The organism is Mesorhizobium sp. WSM1386 (assembly GCF_055901595.1).
The window spans coordinates 1,985,406-2,000,939 of record NZ_CM148373.1 but is presented as its reverse complement, the minus strand read 5'-3'; the positions used below and the strand labels follow the sequence as shown (position 1 = coordinate 2,000,939).

Below are 15,534 nucleotides of genomic sequence, written 5' to 3'. Positions count from 1 at the left end.
TGCCACTGGCAAGCCCCGCAAACCATGTCTAGGCGCCCTTCGTACCGGCGATGATTTCGGTCAGCCTGATGCCGAAGCGCGAGGGATCGCTTTCCAGCACCGTGATCTCGCCACGCGCGATCTTGCGGCCGTTGACGACGACGTCGACCGGTTCGCCGATGCGGCGGTTGAGCGCGACCGTCGACCCTTTCTGCAACGCCATCAGGTCGGACACAGCCATCTCGGTGCTGCCGAGAATGATCTGGACATCGACGGGGATGTTCATGATGACGCTGGAATTGGCTCCCGCCGCGGCCCGGAAGGCTGCGTCTGGGCGCTGTTCCTCTTCATGCAGGACCCCACGCAATTCCTCGATGGCGCGGTCGAGCTGCTCGTCCGGCTGGTCGAGGTCTGGTTCTGCCTTGGTCTTGGCCATGTATCGTCTCCAAAATGCTCAGGCGCGCCCGGCGCCAGCCGGCATCAACCCGTCGATAAAGTCCTGCCCGGCATCGAAGGGATGCCTGATCCGGACGGTGTAATTCTGCCCCAGTTTGCCGAACTCGCATACGAACAGCGTCTGGCCGCGCGCGCCGAGGCGAGCCCGCGATTGCGCCGTTTCCTCGAAATCGATGACCTGGCCCACTTCCAGCCTCGCAAGGTCGCCCAGCGTCAGCCGCGCCAGCGGCATGGTGGCTTCGAGCGCCACCGTCGAGCGCATCACCTCTTCAGAAAAGCGTGCGCGCCAACTGGTGCCGGGATCGGCCTCGCTGGCGCTGGCGATACCGTCGCGGCCGGCCAGCACGATACGCTGCGGCATCGTCACCGTGATGCTGCCGCTGTCGACCGGCGTCGAGATGCCAAGGACGATGCGAATTGCCGCGCCGTCGCGCAAAACATGCCGCCTGGCCTCGATGCCGGACATGGCCCTGGGGGCCGGCAGTCGCAGTTCGAGCGAGCGCTGCCCCGATCCGTTCAGCGCCTGCGCCACCTCCTGGAACACCATGGTCGAGACATCGGCCTCGAGCGGCGACAGGTCGCGCTCGATCGGCGACACCGGCATGTCCGGGTCGCCGCCAAACAACGTGGAGACCATGATCGCGATCGCGGCTGCGTCGATGACGAGTGTCATCGCGTCCGACGAAGCCGGTGAGCCGACCACGGTCATGGCGAAATTGTCGCCGGCGCGCGAGCGCGCCTCGGTAACGCGGCTGACCTCGACCGCCTTGAGATCGACGATGACGGGGACGCCAAGCCCGCTCGACAGTCCCTTCTGCAGCAGCGGCACGGCGCGTTCGGCCATGGCACGGCCGGCGTCGATGACCTGATCGGCCTCGCCGCTGTCACCGACCAGACGCTCTATGATCAGCGAGCGCGCTTGCGCGGGGCTGCCTGGACTGGTCATGACCGTGTGGGCACCGATCTGTCGTGCATCGCTCAGGCGGCCTTCTTCTCGGCGGCGCCGGTGTTCATCGTGCTCTGCTCGACGGCGTCGATGGTCGGCCGCTCATAGGACGAGATGGTCTTGCGGCCGAACTCGATCGCCACCTGCGGCAGGGCGCCGTTCATGTAGGCGAGCAGCGTCTGCTTGACGATGATGTAGAGGCGGTTCTTCTTCTCGCGCACCGTCTTGATCTTGGTGGCGACAGGCCCGACCACGGCGTAGGACAGGAAGATGCCGAGGAACGTGCCGACCAGGGCGGCGCCGATCAGGCCGCCGAGGATTTCCGGCGACTGGTCGAGCGCGCCCATCGCCTTGACCACCCCGAGCACGGCGGCGACGATGCCGAGCGCAGGCAGGCCGTCGCCGACCGCGACCAGCGCGTGATAGGCCTTCATCTTGTCGGACTTGATGGTCTGGATTTCCTCGTCCATCAGCGCCTCGATCTCATGCGAGCGGGCATTGCCGATGATGATGATGCGGCAGTAGTCGCAGATGAAGGCCATCAAATCGTGGTTCTTGAGCACGGTCGGAAAGGCCTGGAAGATCGCCGATTCTTCCGGATTGTCGATATGCGCCTCGACCTCGCTGCGCGATTTCGAGCGCAGCTCTCGCATCAGGCTGTGCAGCACGCCGAGCGTCTCCAGGTAATCCTGTTCCTTCGGCACCGCCTGCTTGAAGGCCTCGAGGATGCCCCTGCCGGTATCCTTGACCGTCTTCATCGGGTTGGCGACCAGGAAGGTGCCGAGTGCAGCGCCGCAGATGACCACGGCTTCCCACGGCTGGACCAGCACGTGCAGATGCCCGCCCATGGCCATGAAGCCGCCGAGGACGCAGCCAAGCGTCACCACCAGTCCAATCAGAATGCCCACGACAGGTCCTTCCGCATTTCACATCAGGTGCAAGGGATAGTCCCCGTGCCTTGTGTGAGGCTTGAATCGGAGCCGCCATGGAACGAATTGAGGCGATTCAGTTTCGCGCAAGGAAGTGGCGCTATTGTGCTGGCATTGCTTCGGCCGGAGGCGCGTCCTTGCTCAATACCTTTACCAGCTACCAGTTGATCACCAGAGACATCTCGAAGTCGATCGACCGGATCGAGAAACAGCCGACGGTCGATCGCGATACGCAATATTATCTCGCCAACATCACCAAGGTGAGATCGATCGACGATTTCGTCAAGAACGATCGGTTGTTCAAATATGCCATGAAGGCCTACGGGCTTGAAGACATGGACTACGCCAAGGCGTTCATGGTCAAGGCGCTCAAGGAAGGCGTCACCAATCCCGACAGTTTCGCCAACAAGCTGACCGACAAGCGCTATGCCCAGTTCGTCAGCGCATTTAATTTTGCCGCCAACGGCGCCGATGCGACGATCTACAACAAGGCGCAGCAGCTGGTGACGAAGAACTACGCCACGCAGGCGCAGATCGCCGGTCTCGATCCGAATTCCGACTATGTGAAGGGCGAGACGACCTATTATCTCGCCAACATCACCAAGGTGAAGTCCGTCGACGATCTGATGTCGAACAGCCGGCTCTACACCTACGCGCTGGCTGCATATGGTCTGGACTCCGCGACCGAGGACAAGGACCTGATCAAGCAGGTCCTGCAAAGCAAGGTGAGCGACCCTGACAGCGTCGCCAACAAGCAGACGAACCCAGCTTACGCGGGACTGGCTTTGGCCTTCAATTTCGAAGCCAATGGCGAGAACGCCACCACCATCAATCCCGCGCAGCAGCCGACCGTCGACAAGTATCTGCGCCAGACGCTCGAAGAGGATGCCGGCCAGACCAATCAGGGCGTGCGGCTGGCGCTTTATTTCCAACGCAAGGCGCCTGACATAACCAGCTGGTACGACGTGCTGGCCGACACCGCTCTTGCCAGCGTCGTGCGCACCGCGCTCGGCCTGCCCGATTCCTTTGCCACCGCCGATATCGACAAGCAGGCGCAGTTGTTCGAGCAGAAGCTCGACCTCACGGACTTCACCGACCCCGCGAAGCTCACCAAGTTCCTGACCCGCTTCACCAGCATGTACGAGATCAACAACCCGACCTCGACCGCGGTGTCGTCGATCAGCGTGCTCTTTGCCAAGCCGGTCACGTCGGGCATCTCCACCGACCTGATGATGGCCATGCAGAAGTTGAAGTTCTGACCATGCGGGACAGTCTCTACGTCGCCCTTTCCGCGCAAATGGCGCTCGAGCGCCGGCTCGACACGATCGCCGACAATGTCGCCAACGCCAATACTGTCGGGTTTCGCGCCACGGGCGTGAAATTCGAGGACGTGGTGTCCGGCACCGGGCAGAAGTCGGTCTCCTTCGCTTCGTCCGGCAAGACCTATCTTTCCGGCGCCCACGGCCCCTTGACCGAGACCGGCAACCCGTTCGATTTCGCCATCCAGGGCGACGCCTGGTTCGCCATCGACACGCCCGCCGGCCCTGTTATGACCCGCGACGGCCGGTTTTCCATGAACGAGAATGGCGAGCTGATGTCGATCGAGGGCCATCCGGTGCTCGATGCCGGCGGCGCGCCGATCCAGCTCGACCCGCGCAACGGCCCGCCCAAAGCAGGGGCCGACGGCTCGCTGCGCCAGAACGACCAGCTTGTCGGCTCGATCGGGCTCTACAATTTCGATCCGGGCGTAAACTTCGTGCGCTACGGCAATTCGGGCATCGTGCCGGCACGCACGCCCGAACCGGTCACCGATCGCTCCGATTTCGGCATCGCCCAGGGCTTCGTCGAGGAGTCCAACGTCAATCCGGTGCTGGAAATGACGCGGCTGATCATGGTCCAGCGCGCCTTCGAAAACACCGCGGCCCTGATGCGGCAGACGGAATCCTCCACCGATGAGGCGATCAAGACGCTCGGCTCGAAGTAGCATGTCGCTCCAACAGCCATCCATCCGCGCACCCGAGAGACAGCTGCAGCCGGCGCCGGAAGACCGTCTCGCTGCACTCGAGCGTGTATGGCGCCGCTTCAGCGGCGCCGACGGGCTGGTCAAGTGTGGCGGCCTCGTCACCGAAGTCACGCCCACGCACTACAAGGTGCGCGGCCTTTCCGATTTCGCTCGGTTGGGCGATATCGTCGAGCAGCGTGGCCTGGCCGGCGCGCGCCGCGGCGAGATCGTCAAGATCAGCCGCGACGAGGTTGTCGTAGCCCCCTTCGAACGCAGTGCCGATGCCGGTATTGGCGATGCCGTCTTCCGCCGCGGCCCGCTCGCCGTAGCTCCGCACGGCTCGTGGCGCGGCCGCACCATCGATGCGCTGACCCGGGCGATCGACGGAGGCCCGCCGCTCGTCAGGGGTGACGACATGGCGGCCAGCGCCACCACGCCCGGTGCCATGGCCAGGCAGCGGGTCGGCACGGCGTTCATGACCGGCGTCAAGGTCATCGACATCTTCACGCCGCTGTGCCTGGGCCAGCGCCTCGGCGTCTTTGCCGGCTCCGGTGTCGGCAAGTCGACGCTGCTTGCCATGCTCGCCGGTGCCGACGCTTTCGACACCGTCGTCGTGGCGCTGATCGGCGAACGCGGCCGCGAGGTCCGCGAATTCCTCGAGGATACGATCGGCGACAGCATGGCCAAGACCGTGGCCGTGGTCGCCACCAGCGACGAGAGCGCGATGATGCGCCGGCGCGCACCCGACACCGCCATGCGTGTCGCGGAGCACTTTCGCGACCAGGGCCACCGTGTGCTCCTGGTGCTGGATTCGATCACCCGCTTCGCCCATGCTTTGCGCGAAGTGGCAACGGGAACCGGCGAGCCGCCGGTCGCCCGCGGATACCCCGCCTCGGTTTTCACAGAACTGCCGAAGCTGCTTGAGAGAGCTGGGCCAGGAGCCGAGGGAAAAGGCTCGATCACCGCCATCATTTCCGTGCTGGTCGATGGCGACGACCACAACGACCCGGTCGCCGATTCCGTGCGCGGCATCCTCGACGGCCATGTCGTGCTCGACCGCGCGATCGCCGAACAGGGTCGCTATCCGCCGGTCAATCCGCTGTCGTCCATATCGCGTCTGGCTGGCAAGGCGTGGAGCCTCGAGCAACGCGCCCTGGTGACCCGGCTGAAGTCGATGATCTCGCGCTTCGAGGACACACGCGACATTCGCCTGCTCGGCGCCTATCAGGGTGGCGTCGATGCCGAGCTCGACATTGCCGTGCGCCAGGTGCCGCTGATCTACGAGGCGCTGACGCAGTCGCCCAGGGACCGTCCTTCGACCGATCCGTTCTCCGACCTTGCCCGTTATCTCAAGGGAAAGCAGAATGCCGAACCAGGAGAGTGAACGACAGTACACCGAACGCGTCCTGCGCGAGATGATCGCCGAGGCGAACGCCGCGGAGGAAGCCAGGACACGGGAAGCGAATGCGGCCAAGGCAAAAGCCGCTCGTGCCATAGCCGCCAAGGCCGAGGCTGTTCTGGCCAGGGCTGTCAAGCCGATCCTGCCCAGGGCCGGCAGAGCCGAGCCTATCGTGCCCAGGGTTGTCGGACCCACCCTTCACGAGGTTCCTCATGTAGAGGCTGCCGAGATGGCGCAGGCCAGCCGCAACTTGCTGATCGACGACCTGTTCCGCGTCACCGAGTGGCCCCAGCCGCCAAAGGCGCAATTTCCCAGGGTGGGCAAGAAGCCCGACCGGCGAAGCGATGTCGTCATTGCCGCGCTCGGCATTGCGCTCGGTCTCACCTGCGCCCTGTTTCCCTGGTACATCTTCTTCAATCAGGACCAGTTCGGCGTCCAGGCGATCAAGTTCGGCGGCACCGGCACCAATTCCGGGCGTGAGGGTGGCGGCGTGGTCGCCGAACGCAGCGCTCCGCTGACTGCGAAGGACGTTCCCAACGCCAATCTCGACCTGTTTGCCACGGCAACGGTGCAGGACGATCCAAGGCCGGCATCGCCGCCCGGCGATCAGCCCTTTCCTGCCGACGTCGCGAAATTCCGTATGGTCCACGTCGCCAACGGCCGCGCCATGATCGAGGACGACACCGGCCTGTGGCTCGTCCAGCGCGGCTCGAAATTGCCCGATTCCAGCAAGGTGTCGGCGATCGAACAGCGCAACGGCAAATGGGTCATGCTCACCAGCACCAACCAGGTGATCGAGCTTTCCAGGTAGTCGACGCGGTTTGCCCTAAATGAAAGGGATAAGGCCTGATGCCTGGACAAACAGTGCCCGTTTGTCCGAGAAAACCGAGTCACGCTTTTGGGCATCCCGCTCTAGCGGTCGTCCGCAAGGTCCGCGCAAGACTGGCGGCCTAGTCTCTGGGGCATCTGCCCGGAGATTCCCATGGAGCCCGTTTCCCTTTTCGATCTCGCCGCCAAGCAAGCGCAGTGGCTGGCCGTGCGCCAGTCGGCGGTCGCCGGCAACATCGCCAACGCCAACACGCCGGGTTACACGGCAAACGATGTCGAGCCGTTCGAAAAGGTGCTCGACCGTGCTGCCGTGTCGCTGCAGGCCACCCAGGCCGGCCATCTTGGCAGCGCTGCCACCAACGCCGGCTTCGCCATCAAGCCGCAGGAAGACGACGGTGTTGTCATGCCGTCCAAGAATTCGGTGGTGCTCGAGGACCAGCTTCTCAAGGCCGGCGAGGTGCGCCGTTCCTTCGAGCTCAACACGGCCATCGTCAAGGCATTCCACTCGATGATGATGATGGCGGTTAAGAGCTGATCATGGACGCGCTGACCGCAGCCCTGAAAGTCGCAGCATCCGGCCTTGGCGCCCAGTCCGAACGCCTGCGCGTTGTTTCTGAAAACCTCGCCAATGCCCAGTCGACCGGCGCCACGCCCGGCTCCGACCCGTATCGCCGCAAAACCATCAGCTTCGTTTCCGAACTTGACAGAGCCTCGGGCAGCTCGACCGTCGAAGTGAACTCGATCGACCGCGACCCGAGCGACTTTCCCGTCGAATTCCAGCCCGGCAACGAAGCCGCCGATGAGAAGGGCTACGTCAAGATGCCCAATGTCAACGTGCTGATCGAAATGGCCGACATGACCGAAGCCAACCGCTCCTACGAGGCCAACCTGCAAGTCGTGAAGCAGGCGCGCGACCTCATTTCCATGACCATCGACCTGATGAGGAACCAATGATCGTGAACGGCATCGGCGCGCTTAACCTGAAGCCTGGTCTGGGCGACACTACGACTGACCTGCTTCAAGGCGGCGTTGCGCCCGCGGCGCCCGGCAACCTTGGCACGTCCTTCGCCGAGGCGCTGAGCCAGGCCGCCTCCAAGACCGTCAGCACGATGCAGAATGCCGAGCAGGTGTCGATGCAGGCGCTCAAGGGCGACGCCGATACCCGCCAGGTCGTCGATGCCGTGATGAGCGCGCAGCAGGCGCTTCAGACCGCCGTCGCCATCCGCGACAAGGTTGTTTCGGCCTATCTCGAAGTCAGTCGCATGGGCATCTGAGGAGCAGGTCATGAAAGCACTCGCCATCGCCGCCACCGGCATGAATGCCCAGCAGACGAATCTGGAAGTCATCGCCAACAACATCGCCAACATCAACACTACCGGCTACAAGCGGGCACGCGCCGAATTCTCCGACCTGCTCTACCAGGTCGACCGCACGCAAGGCGTGCCCAACCGCTCCAACGCCTCGCTGGTGCCGGAAGGCGTCTCGATCGGCCTCGGCGTCAAGACGACGGCCGTGCGCAACGTCCACACCCAGGGCGAACTGACCAGCACCGGCAACAGTTTCGACATGGCGCTTACCGGCCGGGGCTGGTTCCAGATCGAGGGCGCCGATGGCGGCACGCTCTACAGCCGCGCCGGTGCCTTCAACACGAACGCCACCGGTCAGTTGGTGACCGTGGACGGAGCCAGTGTCATTCCGGCCATCAACGTGCCTGTCGACGCCGTCGAGGTCATCGTCAACAAGACCGGCCAGGTCTTCGCCCGCATCGACGGCCAGACCGACCTGCAGAACCTCGGCCAGCTTCAGATCGCGAACTTCGCCAACGAGGCGGGCCTCGCCCCGCTCGGCGACAACCTGTTCCAGGAGACGACCGCCTCCGGCCCGGCCAATGTCGGCGTCCCCGGCGACCCCGGCTTCGCCACCATCCAGCAGGGCTATCTCGAGGCCTCCAACGTCGATCCGGTCAAGGAAATCACCGAGCTGATCTCGGCGCAGCGCGCCTATGAGATGAACTCCAAGGTCATTCAGGCCGCCGACGACATGGCCTCCGTCGTCTCCAAGAACATCAGGTAACGATGGCCATGCCGATCTCCTGCTCCGCATTCCGCCACACCGCGCTCGTCCTTGCGCTGGTGACCGGCGGCATGCCGGCTTTCGCCCAGGAATCGACAAACCAATCGGCAGGTCAATCGGCAAATCAATCGGCCACTCAGATCGCCAGCAATCAAGCCGTCGGCGAGGTCGTGCTGATCCCCAACCGGGTCATCTATCCCGGCGAGACCATCGAGCTCACCGCCTTGAAACAGGTGACCCTGATCCCGGGCAAGCACAAGCCCGAGGCGATGGCGACGCTGGCCGAGGAACTCCAGGGCAAGGTCGCCAAGCGCACATTGCTGCCCGGCCGCTATATTCCTTCGACGGCCATTCGCGATGCCTGGCTGGTCGAACAGGGCGCTGCCGTGCAGGTCTTCTTCATCTCGGGCGGCCTGACGATATCGGCCACCGCCGTGACATTGCAGCCAGGTTCGGCCGGCGACCTCATCAAGGTTCGTAACAGCGACAGCGGCAAGATCCTCTCCGGCACGGTGATGGCCGACGGAACCATCCAGGTCAGCGCTTCATGATGCGTCCGCTTGCCCTTCTGCTGGCGGCCTTGCTCGGCCTGCAGCCGGCGCTGGCTGACGGCCTGACACCCAAGGCCAAGCGCGAACTCGCGGCCAGGAATGGCGGCGTCTCCGACGATCCCGAATATGATCCGGCCACCACCACTCGCATGTTCCGCGTTTCGCCCGGGCCAAGCTCGCTGCCGCCTGGCCAGGTCGCCTCGCGCATCAAGGACATCGCCCAGCTGCAGAGTTCGCGCGACAACCAGCTCGTCGGCTACGGCCTGGTCATCGGGCTTGCCGGATCGGGCGATAGCCTGCGCAATTCGCCGTTCACCGAACAGTCGATCCGCGCCATGCTCGAAAACCTCGGCATCGCCACCGAAGGCGGCAGCGCACGCGCCAAGAACGTCGCCGCCGTCATCGTCACCGCCAACATGCCGCCCTATGTGCAGTCGGGTGCGCGCATCGACATCGACGTCTCCTCGATGGGCGACGCGACCTCGCTTGCCGGCGGCACGCTGATCATGACGCCGCTGAAAGCGGCGGACGGCGAGATCTACGCCGTCGGCCAGGGCGCGGTCATCGTTTCGGGCTTCACCGCCCAGGGGCAGGCCGAGCAATTGACCCAAGGCGTGCCGACCGCCGGCCGGGTGCCGAACGGCGCCATCGTCGAGCGTTCGGTGAAAGCCGAGTTCGACGACCAGGCGATCCTGACGCTGCAATTGCGCAATCCCGATTTTTCGACCGCCATCCGCATCGCCGACGCAATCAACGACTACACCAGCCAGCGCTTCGGCATGCGCGTGGCGGGCGAGCGCGATTCGCGAACCGTGCAGATCAGGCGGCCGAAGAATGTTTCGGCGGCGCGCTTCTACGCCGAGATCGAGAATCTGGTGGTCGAGTCCGACACGCCGGCTCGCGTCGTCATCGACGAGCGCACCGGCACCATCGTCATCGGCAACGACGTCAAGATTTCGCGCGTCGCCATCAGCCACGGCACGCTGACCGTGCGCATTACCGAAGCGCCGCGCGTCGTGCAGCCCGAACCCTTCTCCAAGGGCGAAACCGCCGTCGAGCCGTTCACCGCCATCGACGCCAGCCGGCCGGACGCCCGTGTCGCCGTGCTGGACGGGCCGGACCTGCAGACCCTCGTTTCCGGCCTCAACCGGCTCGGCGTCAAGCCGGACGGCATCATTGCCATCCTGCAAGGCATCAAGTCGGCCGGCGCCCTGCAAGCCGATCTGGTTCTCCAATAGGCGATGCCGATGATCCTTTCCCTCTCACCCCATGAAAAACGTCGCTCCGGCGCGATCCTGCTCGCCACAGCTGCCCTTGCGGCCATGTCCTTTTCCGGCAGCGCGCGCGGCGAGGATACCGTTCGCCAGGTTCTGCCCGGAGCGCAGCCCGCCGTGGCGCCACAGCAATTGACACGGCAGAAGGCACCGGACCAAAGCGAGATCGAGCGCTTTTGCTCAAACATAGCCGATGCCGCCCGTGACCGCCGCTATGCCTTGCAGGCCGAGGAGCTGAAGCAGCTCCAGGCCGGTATCGACGAGCGCATGAAGGCTCTGGACGAAAAGAAGGCCGAATACGAGACCTGGCTGAAGCGGCGCGAGGTCTTCCTGGCCCGGGCAGAGGACGGCGTCGTCAAGATCTATGCCGGCATGAAGCCCGATGCCGCGGCCGAGCGCTTGGCAATCGTCAACGCCGACCTGGCCGCGGCCATCCTGATGAAGCTCGATTCGCGCAAGGCTGGCGTCATCCTCAATGAAATGGACCAGAAGGCGGCGGCGACGCTCACCGGCATCATGGCCAGCGCAGCCCGAAGGGTAGATCCGTCATGATCCGCAGAACGCTCATCCTGTTCGCGGTGGCTGCGCTGTCCGGCTGCGGCACCAACCTCAAGGAAGTCGGCAAGGAACCGGCCCTCTCTCCGGTCGGCTCGGGCATAGACGGCGGCGATACCGGGTCCCTTTACAAATATCCCGAGACGCCGCGCGCGCCGGTCAAGAAATTCTCGCTGTGGGACGATCGCCAGAGCCGGCTGTTCACCGATCCACGGGCACTGTCTCAGGGCGACATCCTGACCGTCAGGATCAAGATCAACGACCGCGCCAACTTCAAGAACCAGAACGACCGGAGCCGTACCGCCAACCGCAAGCTCGGTTTCGATATCAGCGCCCAATGGGACAAGATCGGCAGCACTGCCGGCAAAGGCGCTGGAGCGCTGAATTCCCAAACCGACACGACCGCCGATGGTGAGATAAAGCGATCCGAGACATTGGAGCTCAACGTGGCGGCCATCGTCACCGACGTCCTGCCCAATGGCAATCTGATGATCACAGGCTCGCAGGAAGTGCGTGTCAATGCCGAACTCAGGGTGCTGACCATCGCCGGCATCGTGCGGCCGGCCGACATCGGCGCCGAGAACACGATCCCCTACGAACGCATCGCCGAAGCGCGCATTTCCTACGGCGGACGCGGCCGTATCACCGAGGTCCAGCAACCCCCCTACGGCCAGCAGGTTCTCGACCAGGTTCTTCCGTTCTAGGATTGGGAAGCGAAAACGTGGCCAACGTCGAACAGCTTCAGCATCGCAAGGGTCCTTCCCTCGCCGTCCAGGGTGCCATGCTGCTGGTGGTGACGGCCGCCGCCATCGGCATGGGCTGGATGTCGGGCGGCTATCTCAAGGGTGTCGGCGCACCGTCATCGGTGCCGGCTGCGGAGAATGAGGGCAAGACGGCCGAGCCCGCCGCCACGCATGAAGCTGGCACGGGATCGACCCTCGTTGCACTGGCGCCGATCACCACCAACATCGCCTCGCCCGCGGAAACCTGGCTCAGGATGGAGGTGTCGGTGGTCTATGACGCGCCGCAGCCGCCGGCCATGTCGGAGGACATCCATCAGGATCTTCTGGCCTTCGTCCGCACCTTGAAGATGCACCAGATCGAAGGCGCCAGCGGCTACCAGCACCTGAAGGCAGATCTCGACGAACGCGCGTCGATCCGCAGTCAGGGACACGCCAAGCAAGTACTCATCAGGACATTTCTGCTCGAATGAGAAAATTCCTTCTCGCCGCGGCGCTGATTGGCGCCACCACATCGATCGCAGCGGCCCAGCAGCTGGACCTTGGCGGCATCGGCAAGGCCGACGGCGCCACCGTCGGCTACATCATCCAGATGTTCGGCCTGCTGACCGTGCTGTCGGTGGCGCCGGGCCTGCTGATCATGGTGACCAGCTTCACCCGTTTCGTCATCGCCTTCTCGATCCTGCGCGCCGGCATCGGCCTGCAATCGACACCCGCAAACCTTATCCTGATCTCGCTATCGCTGTTCATGACCTTCTATGTCATGGCGCCGACCTTCGACCAGGCCTGGAACACCGGCGTCAAGCCGCTGATGGACAACCAGATCAGCCAGACCGAGGCCTTCGACAAGATCTCGGATCCGTTCCGCACCTTCATGCTGCACAATGTGCGCGACAAGGATTTCGACCTTTTCGCGGACCTCGCCCGCGAGCGAGGCCAGACCGTTTCGCGCGACACCGTCGACCTGCGCATCCTGGTGCCTGCCTTCATGATTTCCGAGATCCGGCGTGGCTTCGAGATCGGCTTCCTGATCGTGCTGCCGTTCCTGGTCATCGACCTGATCGTCGCCACCATCACCATGGCGATGGGCATGATGATGCTGCCGCCGACCGTGGTGTCGCTGCCGTTCAAGATCCTGTTCTTCGTGCTGATCGACGGCTGGAACCTGCTCGTCGGCAGCCTGGTGCGCTCGTTCAACTGATCGTCCGCACCGTAACGCCTCGGTAGAAGCACCGTCCGCCGAAGAGGCTGGACGGGGTGCACGGCATCGTCGAAATTACCCAAATTATTTTCAGTTAACCTTCCGGTTTAGCCCTTTGGTAGGGACTTGCCGCCATATTCGCTCGCAGATGGCGGGTGATCGAAACAACGGTCATTGGCATGATGCCGCTCCGTCATACCGGGAAAGCCGGTATGTCAAAAAAACACCTGTAAAAACAAGGTACGAGTAGCATGGCCAGTATCATGACGAACGCCGCAGCGTTGACCGCGCTGCAGAGCTTGAACGCCACCCAGAAGAGCCTTGACACCACCCAGTCCCGCATCTCGACGGGTTATCGCGTCTCCCAGGCTTCGGACAACGCCGCCTACTGGTCGATCGCCACCACGATGCGCTCCGACAACCAGGCCATGTCCACCGTTTCGGATGCGCTCGGTCTCGGCGCTTCGAAAGTCGACACTGCCTACACCGGCATGAACAGCGCGATCTCCACCATCAACCAGATCCAGCAGAAGCTGACCGCATCTTACGGCCAGACGGATGCGTCGAAGGAAAAGACCCAGGTCGAAATCGCCGCTCTTCAGAAGCAGCTGAAGGCCTACGCCGATGGCGCCACCTTCTCCGGCACGAACATGCTTTCGGTGTCCACCGCTACCGGCACGGCTGCCGACGTCAAGGTCGTTTCGGCCTTCAACCGCAGCTCCACCGGCGCGGTGTCGATCTCGACGATCGACGTCAATGTCGAAAGCATCAAGCTGTATGATGCAGGCGCAACGCCGACCGCGAAGGGCATCCTCGACGCCGACCGCCTCGGCATCAGCGGTGTTGCTGCAACGGCCTCGGCCCCGACCCTCGGCGCTGCCGCTGCGGCCACCGACACCTATTCGGTCGCCTCGCTGAAAATCTTCTCGGGCACCACGGCCGCCAGCGACACTCAGATCCAGCAGATGATGACCGTCGTCGACGCCGCGCTCAAGGATATGACGACCGCCGCCACCAAGCTCGGCGCCGCCAAGAGCTCCATCGACCTGCAGAAGACCTTCACCTCGAGCCTGATGGACTCCATCGACCGCGGTGTCGGCCAACTCGTCGACGCCGACATGAACAAGGAATCGACCCGCCTCCAGGCTCTGCAGGTCCAGCAGCAGCTCGGCGTCCAGGCGCTGTCGATCGCCAACGGTTCGTCGCAGTCGATCCTGTCGCTCTTCCGCGGCTGATCGCTCTCACCAACCACGAACATCACTAGAATATCGGGCCGCGCCAAAAGCGCGGCCCGATTTGCGTTTGCGCCAGCCCCGCGCAACGCTCGTTCCTTAACTCTCGAAAGCAAGCCTTTAACAGGCCGTTAACCATAACGCGCTAGTCATGGTTAACCATTAGCTTACAACGGATTGGCGAATCGACGGCAATCCATGGGCGGGCCAGCGGCTCGCGAGGGCAATGCCGGTTTTGAGAAACCGGCTCGGAAAAAGGAGCGAGTTTCTTGGCGAGCATCATGACAAACGCTGCGGCGTTGACGGCACTTCAAAGCCTTAACGCCACCAACAAATCGCTCGAGCACACGCAGGCCCGGATATCGACGGGCTACAGGGTCTCCGAGGCCTCGGACAACGCCGCCTACTGGTCGATCGCCACGACGATGCGCTCCGACAACCAGGCGCTGTCGACCGTGCAGGATGCACTCGGTCTCGGCGCCTCGAAGGTTGACACCGCCTATACCGGCATGAACAACGCGCTTGATACGATCGGCAAGATCAAGACCAAGCTGCTCTCCACCATTGGCCAGACGGCTGCCGCCAAGGCAAAGACGCAGACCGAAATCACGGCGCTCCAGGCGCAGATGAAGTCCTTTGCGGATGCCGCCACCTTCTCGGGTTCGAATTTCCTGTCGGTGACATCCACGCAGGTCGCGGCCGCAAATGACGGTGTCCAGCCTGACGCCAAGATCGTCTCGTCCTTCAATCGCTCCTCATCGGGCGCGATCTCGCTCGGAACGATCGACATAAATGTCGAGAGCACCAAGCTGTTCGATTCCGGTTTGGCGACCGATGTCAAAAACCAGGGCACGCTCGATCGCCAGACCTCCGTCTATGCCACCGCGGCCGCCCAGAGCCTGTACGACAACGCTTATGCGACCGCGCTCGCCGGCGGCGCCACCGATATTGCCGCCAACACGGCCGGCCAAACCGCGGCTGGCGCGGTCGTGGCCAGGATCGACAACGTTTCCGCCTACAATCTCGACATCACGGCGGCCGGCGTGACCGACGACATCATCACCCAGATGGTCGGCAAGATCGACAAGGTCATGAGCCAGCTGACCGACCAAGCCACCATCCTCGGCGCCGCCAAGAGCTCCATCGACCTGCAGAAGACCTTCACGCAGAGCCTGATGGACTCCATCGACCGTGGCGTCGGCCAGCTCGTCGATGCCGACATGAACAAGGAATCGACTCGCCTGCAGGCGCTGCAGGTGCAGCAGCAGCTCGGCATCCAGTCGCTGTCGATCGCCAACAGCTCCTCGCAGTCGATCCTGTCGCTCTTCAAGAACGGCTAATCCAGCCGTAGCTGACGGATCTTTCCGCT

General features: G+C 63.6%; 19 protein-coding genes. 16 read left to right on the top strand and 3 right to left on the bottom strand.

The window, feature by feature from the left end; translation table 11 throughout:
- Nucleotides 1-28: 28 nt before the first annotated feature.
- Genes fliN through motA form a run of 3 tightly spaced genes read right to left on the bottom strand, consistent with a single transcriptional unit; the run spans nucleotide 29 to nucleotide 2,289 of the window.
- Nucleotides 29-415, bottom strand: a complete 387-nt coding sequence (fliN, locus tag AC0NIH_RS09830; protein ID WP_013893224.1) for a flagellar motor switch protein FliN — start codon at nucleotides 413-415, stop codon at nucleotides 29-31.
- Between the two features lie 18 nt (nucleotides 416-433).
- Nucleotides 434-1,381 (bottom strand): FliM/FliN family flagellar motor switch protein, encoded by a 948-nt coding sequence (locus AC0NIH_RS09825; protein ID WP_473465141.1) that lies wholly within the window; start codon nucleotides 1,379-1,381, stop codon nucleotides 434-436.
- Nucleotides 1,382-1,413: 32 nt separating this feature from the next.
- Nucleotides 1,414-2,289, bottom strand: coding sequence for a flagellar motor stator protein MotA (motA, locus tag AC0NIH_RS09820; protein ID WP_023765737.1), 876 nt, complete (start codon nucleotides 2,287-2,289; stop codon nucleotides 1,414-1,416).
- Between the two features lie 158 nt (nucleotides 2,290-2,447).
- Between motA and AC0NIH_RS09815 the strand changes: the two genes are divergently transcribed.
- The 16 genes from AC0NIH_RS09815 (at nucleotide 2,448) to AC0NIH_RS09740 (ending at nucleotide 15,505) form a co-directional block, all read left to right on the top strand.
- Nucleotides 2,448-3,569, top strand: a complete 1,122-nt coding sequence (locus AC0NIH_RS09815) for a DUF1217 domain-containing protein (protein ID WP_473465138.1) — start codon at nucleotides 2,448-2,450, stop codon at nucleotides 3,567-3,569.
- A 2-nt stretch (nucleotides 3,570-3,571) separates the two neighbouring features.
- The gene (flgF, locus tag AC0NIH_RS09810; RefSeq protein ID WP_473465135.1) at nucleotides 3,572-4,294 is read left to right on the top strand and encodes a flagellar basal-body rod protein FlgF; all 723 of its coding nucleotides are present in this window, start codon (nucleotides 3,572-3,574) and stop codon (nucleotides 4,292-4,294) included.
- Nucleotide 4,295: 1 nt separating this feature from the next.
- Nucleotides 4,296-5,696: a flagellar protein export ATPase FliI gene (gene fliI, locus AC0NIH_RS09805; RefSeq protein WP_473465132.1), complete on the top strand. Its 1,401-nt coding sequence runs from the start codon at nucleotides 4,296-4,298 to the stop codon at nucleotides 5,694-5,696.
- On the top strand, nucleotides 5,677-6,522 hold the full coding sequence (locus tag AC0NIH_RS09800; protein WP_473465130.1) for a hypothetical protein: 846 nt from the start codon (nucleotides 5,677-5,679) through the stop codon (nucleotides 6,520-6,522). The genes fliI and AC0NIH_RS09800 overlap by 20 nt, the downstream gene beginning before the upstream one ends.
- Before the next feature lie 171 nt (nucleotides 6,523-6,693).
- The gene (gene flgB, locus AC0NIH_RS09795) at nucleotides 6,694-7,074 is read left to right on the top strand and encodes a flagellar basal body rod protein FlgB (protein WP_023778463.1); all 381 of its coding nucleotides are present in this window, start codon (nucleotides 6,694-6,696) and stop codon (nucleotides 7,072-7,074) included.
- A gap of 2 nt (nucleotides 7,075-7,076) precedes the next feature.
- Nucleotides 7,077-7,493: a flagellar basal body rod protein FlgC gene (gene flgC / locus AC0NIH_RS09790; RefSeq protein WP_023765742.1), complete on the top strand. Its 417-nt coding sequence runs from the start codon at nucleotides 7,077-7,079 to the stop codon at nucleotides 7,491-7,493.
- Nucleotides 7,490-7,813 (top strand): flagellar hook-basal body complex protein FliE, encoded by a 324-nt coding sequence (gene fliE / locus AC0NIH_RS09785; RefSeq protein ID WP_473465127.1) that lies wholly within the window; start codon nucleotides 7,490-7,492, stop codon nucleotides 7,811-7,813. Before flgC ends, fliE begins: the two co-directional genes overlap by 4 nt.
- 10 nt (nucleotides 7,814-7,823) lie before the next feature.
- A complete protein-coding gene (gene flgG / locus AC0NIH_RS09780; RefSeq protein WP_013893214.1) occupies nucleotides 7,824-8,612 on the top strand; it encodes a flagellar basal-body rod protein FlgG in 789 nt (262 codons plus the stop codon).
- 2 nt (nucleotides 8,613-8,614) lie between these two features.
- Nucleotides 8,615-9,163 carry a flagellar basal body P-ring formation chaperone FlgA gene (gene flgA / locus AC0NIH_RS09775; protein WP_473465125.1) on the top strand — a complete coding sequence of 183 codons (549 nt, stop codon included), beginning with the start codon at nucleotides 8,615-8,617 and terminating at the stop codon, nucleotides 9,161-9,163.
- Complete coding sequence (locus AC0NIH_RS09770) at nucleotides 9,160-10,401, top strand: flagellar basal body P-ring protein FlgI (protein WP_473465122.1); 1,242 nt, start codon at nucleotides 9,160-9,162, stop codon at nucleotides 10,399-10,401. Before flgA ends, AC0NIH_RS09770 begins: the two co-directional genes overlap by 4 nt.
- Nucleotides 10,402-10,404: 3 nt before the next feature.
- Nucleotides 10,405-10,989: a MotE family protein gene (locus AC0NIH_RS09765; protein WP_473465120.1), complete on the top strand. Its 585-nt coding sequence runs from the start codon at nucleotides 10,405-10,407 to the stop codon at nucleotides 10,987-10,989.
- Nucleotides 10,986-11,696, top strand: a complete 711-nt coding sequence (flgH, locus tag AC0NIH_RS09760; protein ID WP_023778466.1) for a flagellar basal body L-ring protein FlgH — start codon at nucleotides 10,986-10,988, stop codon at nucleotides 11,694-11,696. Before AC0NIH_RS09765 ends, flgH begins: the two co-directional genes overlap by 4 nt.
- A 17-nt stretch (nucleotides 11,697-11,713) precedes the next feature.
- Nucleotides 11,714-12,205 carry a flagellar basal body-associated FliL family protein gene (locus AC0NIH_RS09755; RefSeq protein WP_023765747.1) on the top strand — a complete coding sequence of 164 codons (492 nt, stop codon included), beginning with the start codon at nucleotides 11,714-11,716 and terminating at the stop codon, nucleotides 12,203-12,205.
- Nucleotides 12,202-12,933 carry a flagellar type III secretion system pore protein FliP gene (gene fliP / locus AC0NIH_RS09750; RefSeq protein WP_023765748.1) on the top strand — a complete coding sequence of 244 codons (732 nt, stop codon included), beginning with the start codon at nucleotides 12,202-12,204 and terminating at the stop codon, nucleotides 12,931-12,933. The genes AC0NIH_RS09755 and fliP overlap by 4 nt, the downstream gene beginning before the upstream one ends.
- A gap of 251 nt (nucleotides 12,934-13,184) precedes the next feature.
- On the top strand, nucleotides 13,185-14,168 hold the full coding sequence (locus AC0NIH_RS09745) for a flagellin N-terminal helical domain-containing protein (protein WP_023765749.1): 984 nt from the start codon (nucleotides 13,185-13,187) through the stop codon (nucleotides 14,166-14,168).
- Nucleotides 14,169-14,434: 266 nt separating this feature from the next.
- Nucleotides 14,435-15,505: a flagellin N-terminal helical domain-containing protein gene (locus AC0NIH_RS09740; protein ID WP_023778469.1), complete on the top strand. Its 1,071-nt coding sequence runs from the start codon at nucleotides 14,435-14,437 to the stop codon at nucleotides 15,503-15,505.
- The last annotated feature ends 29 nt before the right edge of the window (nucleotides 15,506-15,534 follow it).

Excerpts from the sequence above, each read along its gene's own strand:
- fliN (WP_013893224.1), bottom strand. The coding sequence starts at position 415 with ATGGCCAAGACCAAGGCAGAACCAGACCTCGACCAGCCGGACGAGCAG.
- AC0NIH_RS09825 (WP_473465141.1), bottom strand. The coding sequence starts at position 1,381 with ATGACCAGTCCAGGCAGCCCCGCGCAAGCGCGCTCGCTGATCATAGAG.
- flgF (WP_473465135.1), top strand. The coding sequence starts at position 3,572 with ATGCGGGACAGTCTCTACGTCGCCCTTTCCGCGCAAATGGCGCTCGAG.
- fliI (WP_473465132.1), top strand. The coding sequence starts at position 4,296 with ATGTCGCTCCAACAGCCATCCATCCGCGCACCCGAGAGACAGCTGCAG.
- AC0NIH_RS09800 (WP_473465130.1), top strand. The coding sequence starts at position 5,677 with ATGCCGAACCAGGAGAGTGAACGACAGTACACCGAACGCGTCCTGCGC.
- flgB (WP_023778463.1), top strand. The coding sequence starts at position 6,694 with ATGGAGCCCGTTTCCCTTTTCGATCTCGCCGCCAAGCAAGCGCAGTGG.
- flgC (WP_023765742.1), top strand. The coding sequence starts at position 7,077 with ATGGACGCGCTGACCGCAGCCCTGAAAGTCGCAGCATCCGGCCTTGGC.
- fliE (WP_473465127.1), top strand. The coding sequence starts at position 7,490 with ATGATCGTGAACGGCATCGGCGCGCTTAACCTGAAGCCTGGTCTGGGC.
- flgG (WP_013893214.1), top strand. The coding sequence starts at position 7,824 with ATGAAAGCACTCGCCATCGCCGCCACCGGCATGAATGCCCAGCAGACG.
- flgA (WP_473465125.1), top strand. The coding sequence starts at position 8,615 with ATGGCCATGCCGATCTCCTGCTCCGCATTCCGCCACACCGCGCTCGTC.
- AC0NIH_RS09770 (WP_473465122.1), top strand. The coding sequence starts at position 9,160 with ATGATGCGTCCGCTTGCCCTTCTGCTGGCGGCCTTGCTCGGCCTGCAG.
- AC0NIH_RS09765 (WP_473465120.1), top strand. The coding sequence starts at position 10,405 with ATGCCGATGATCCTTTCCCTCTCACCCCATGAAAAACGTCGCTCCGGC.
- flgH (WP_023778466.1), top strand. The coding sequence starts at position 10,986 with ATGATCCGCAGAACGCTCATCCTGTTCGCGGTGGCTGCGCTGTCCGGC.
- fliP (WP_023765748.1), top strand. The coding sequence starts at position 12,202 with ATGAGAAAATTCCTTCTCGCCGCGGCGCTGATTGGCGCCACCACATCG.
- AC0NIH_RS09745 (WP_023765749.1), top strand. The coding sequence starts at position 13,185 with ATGGCCAGTATCATGACGAACGCCGCAGCGTTGACCGCGCTGCAGAGC.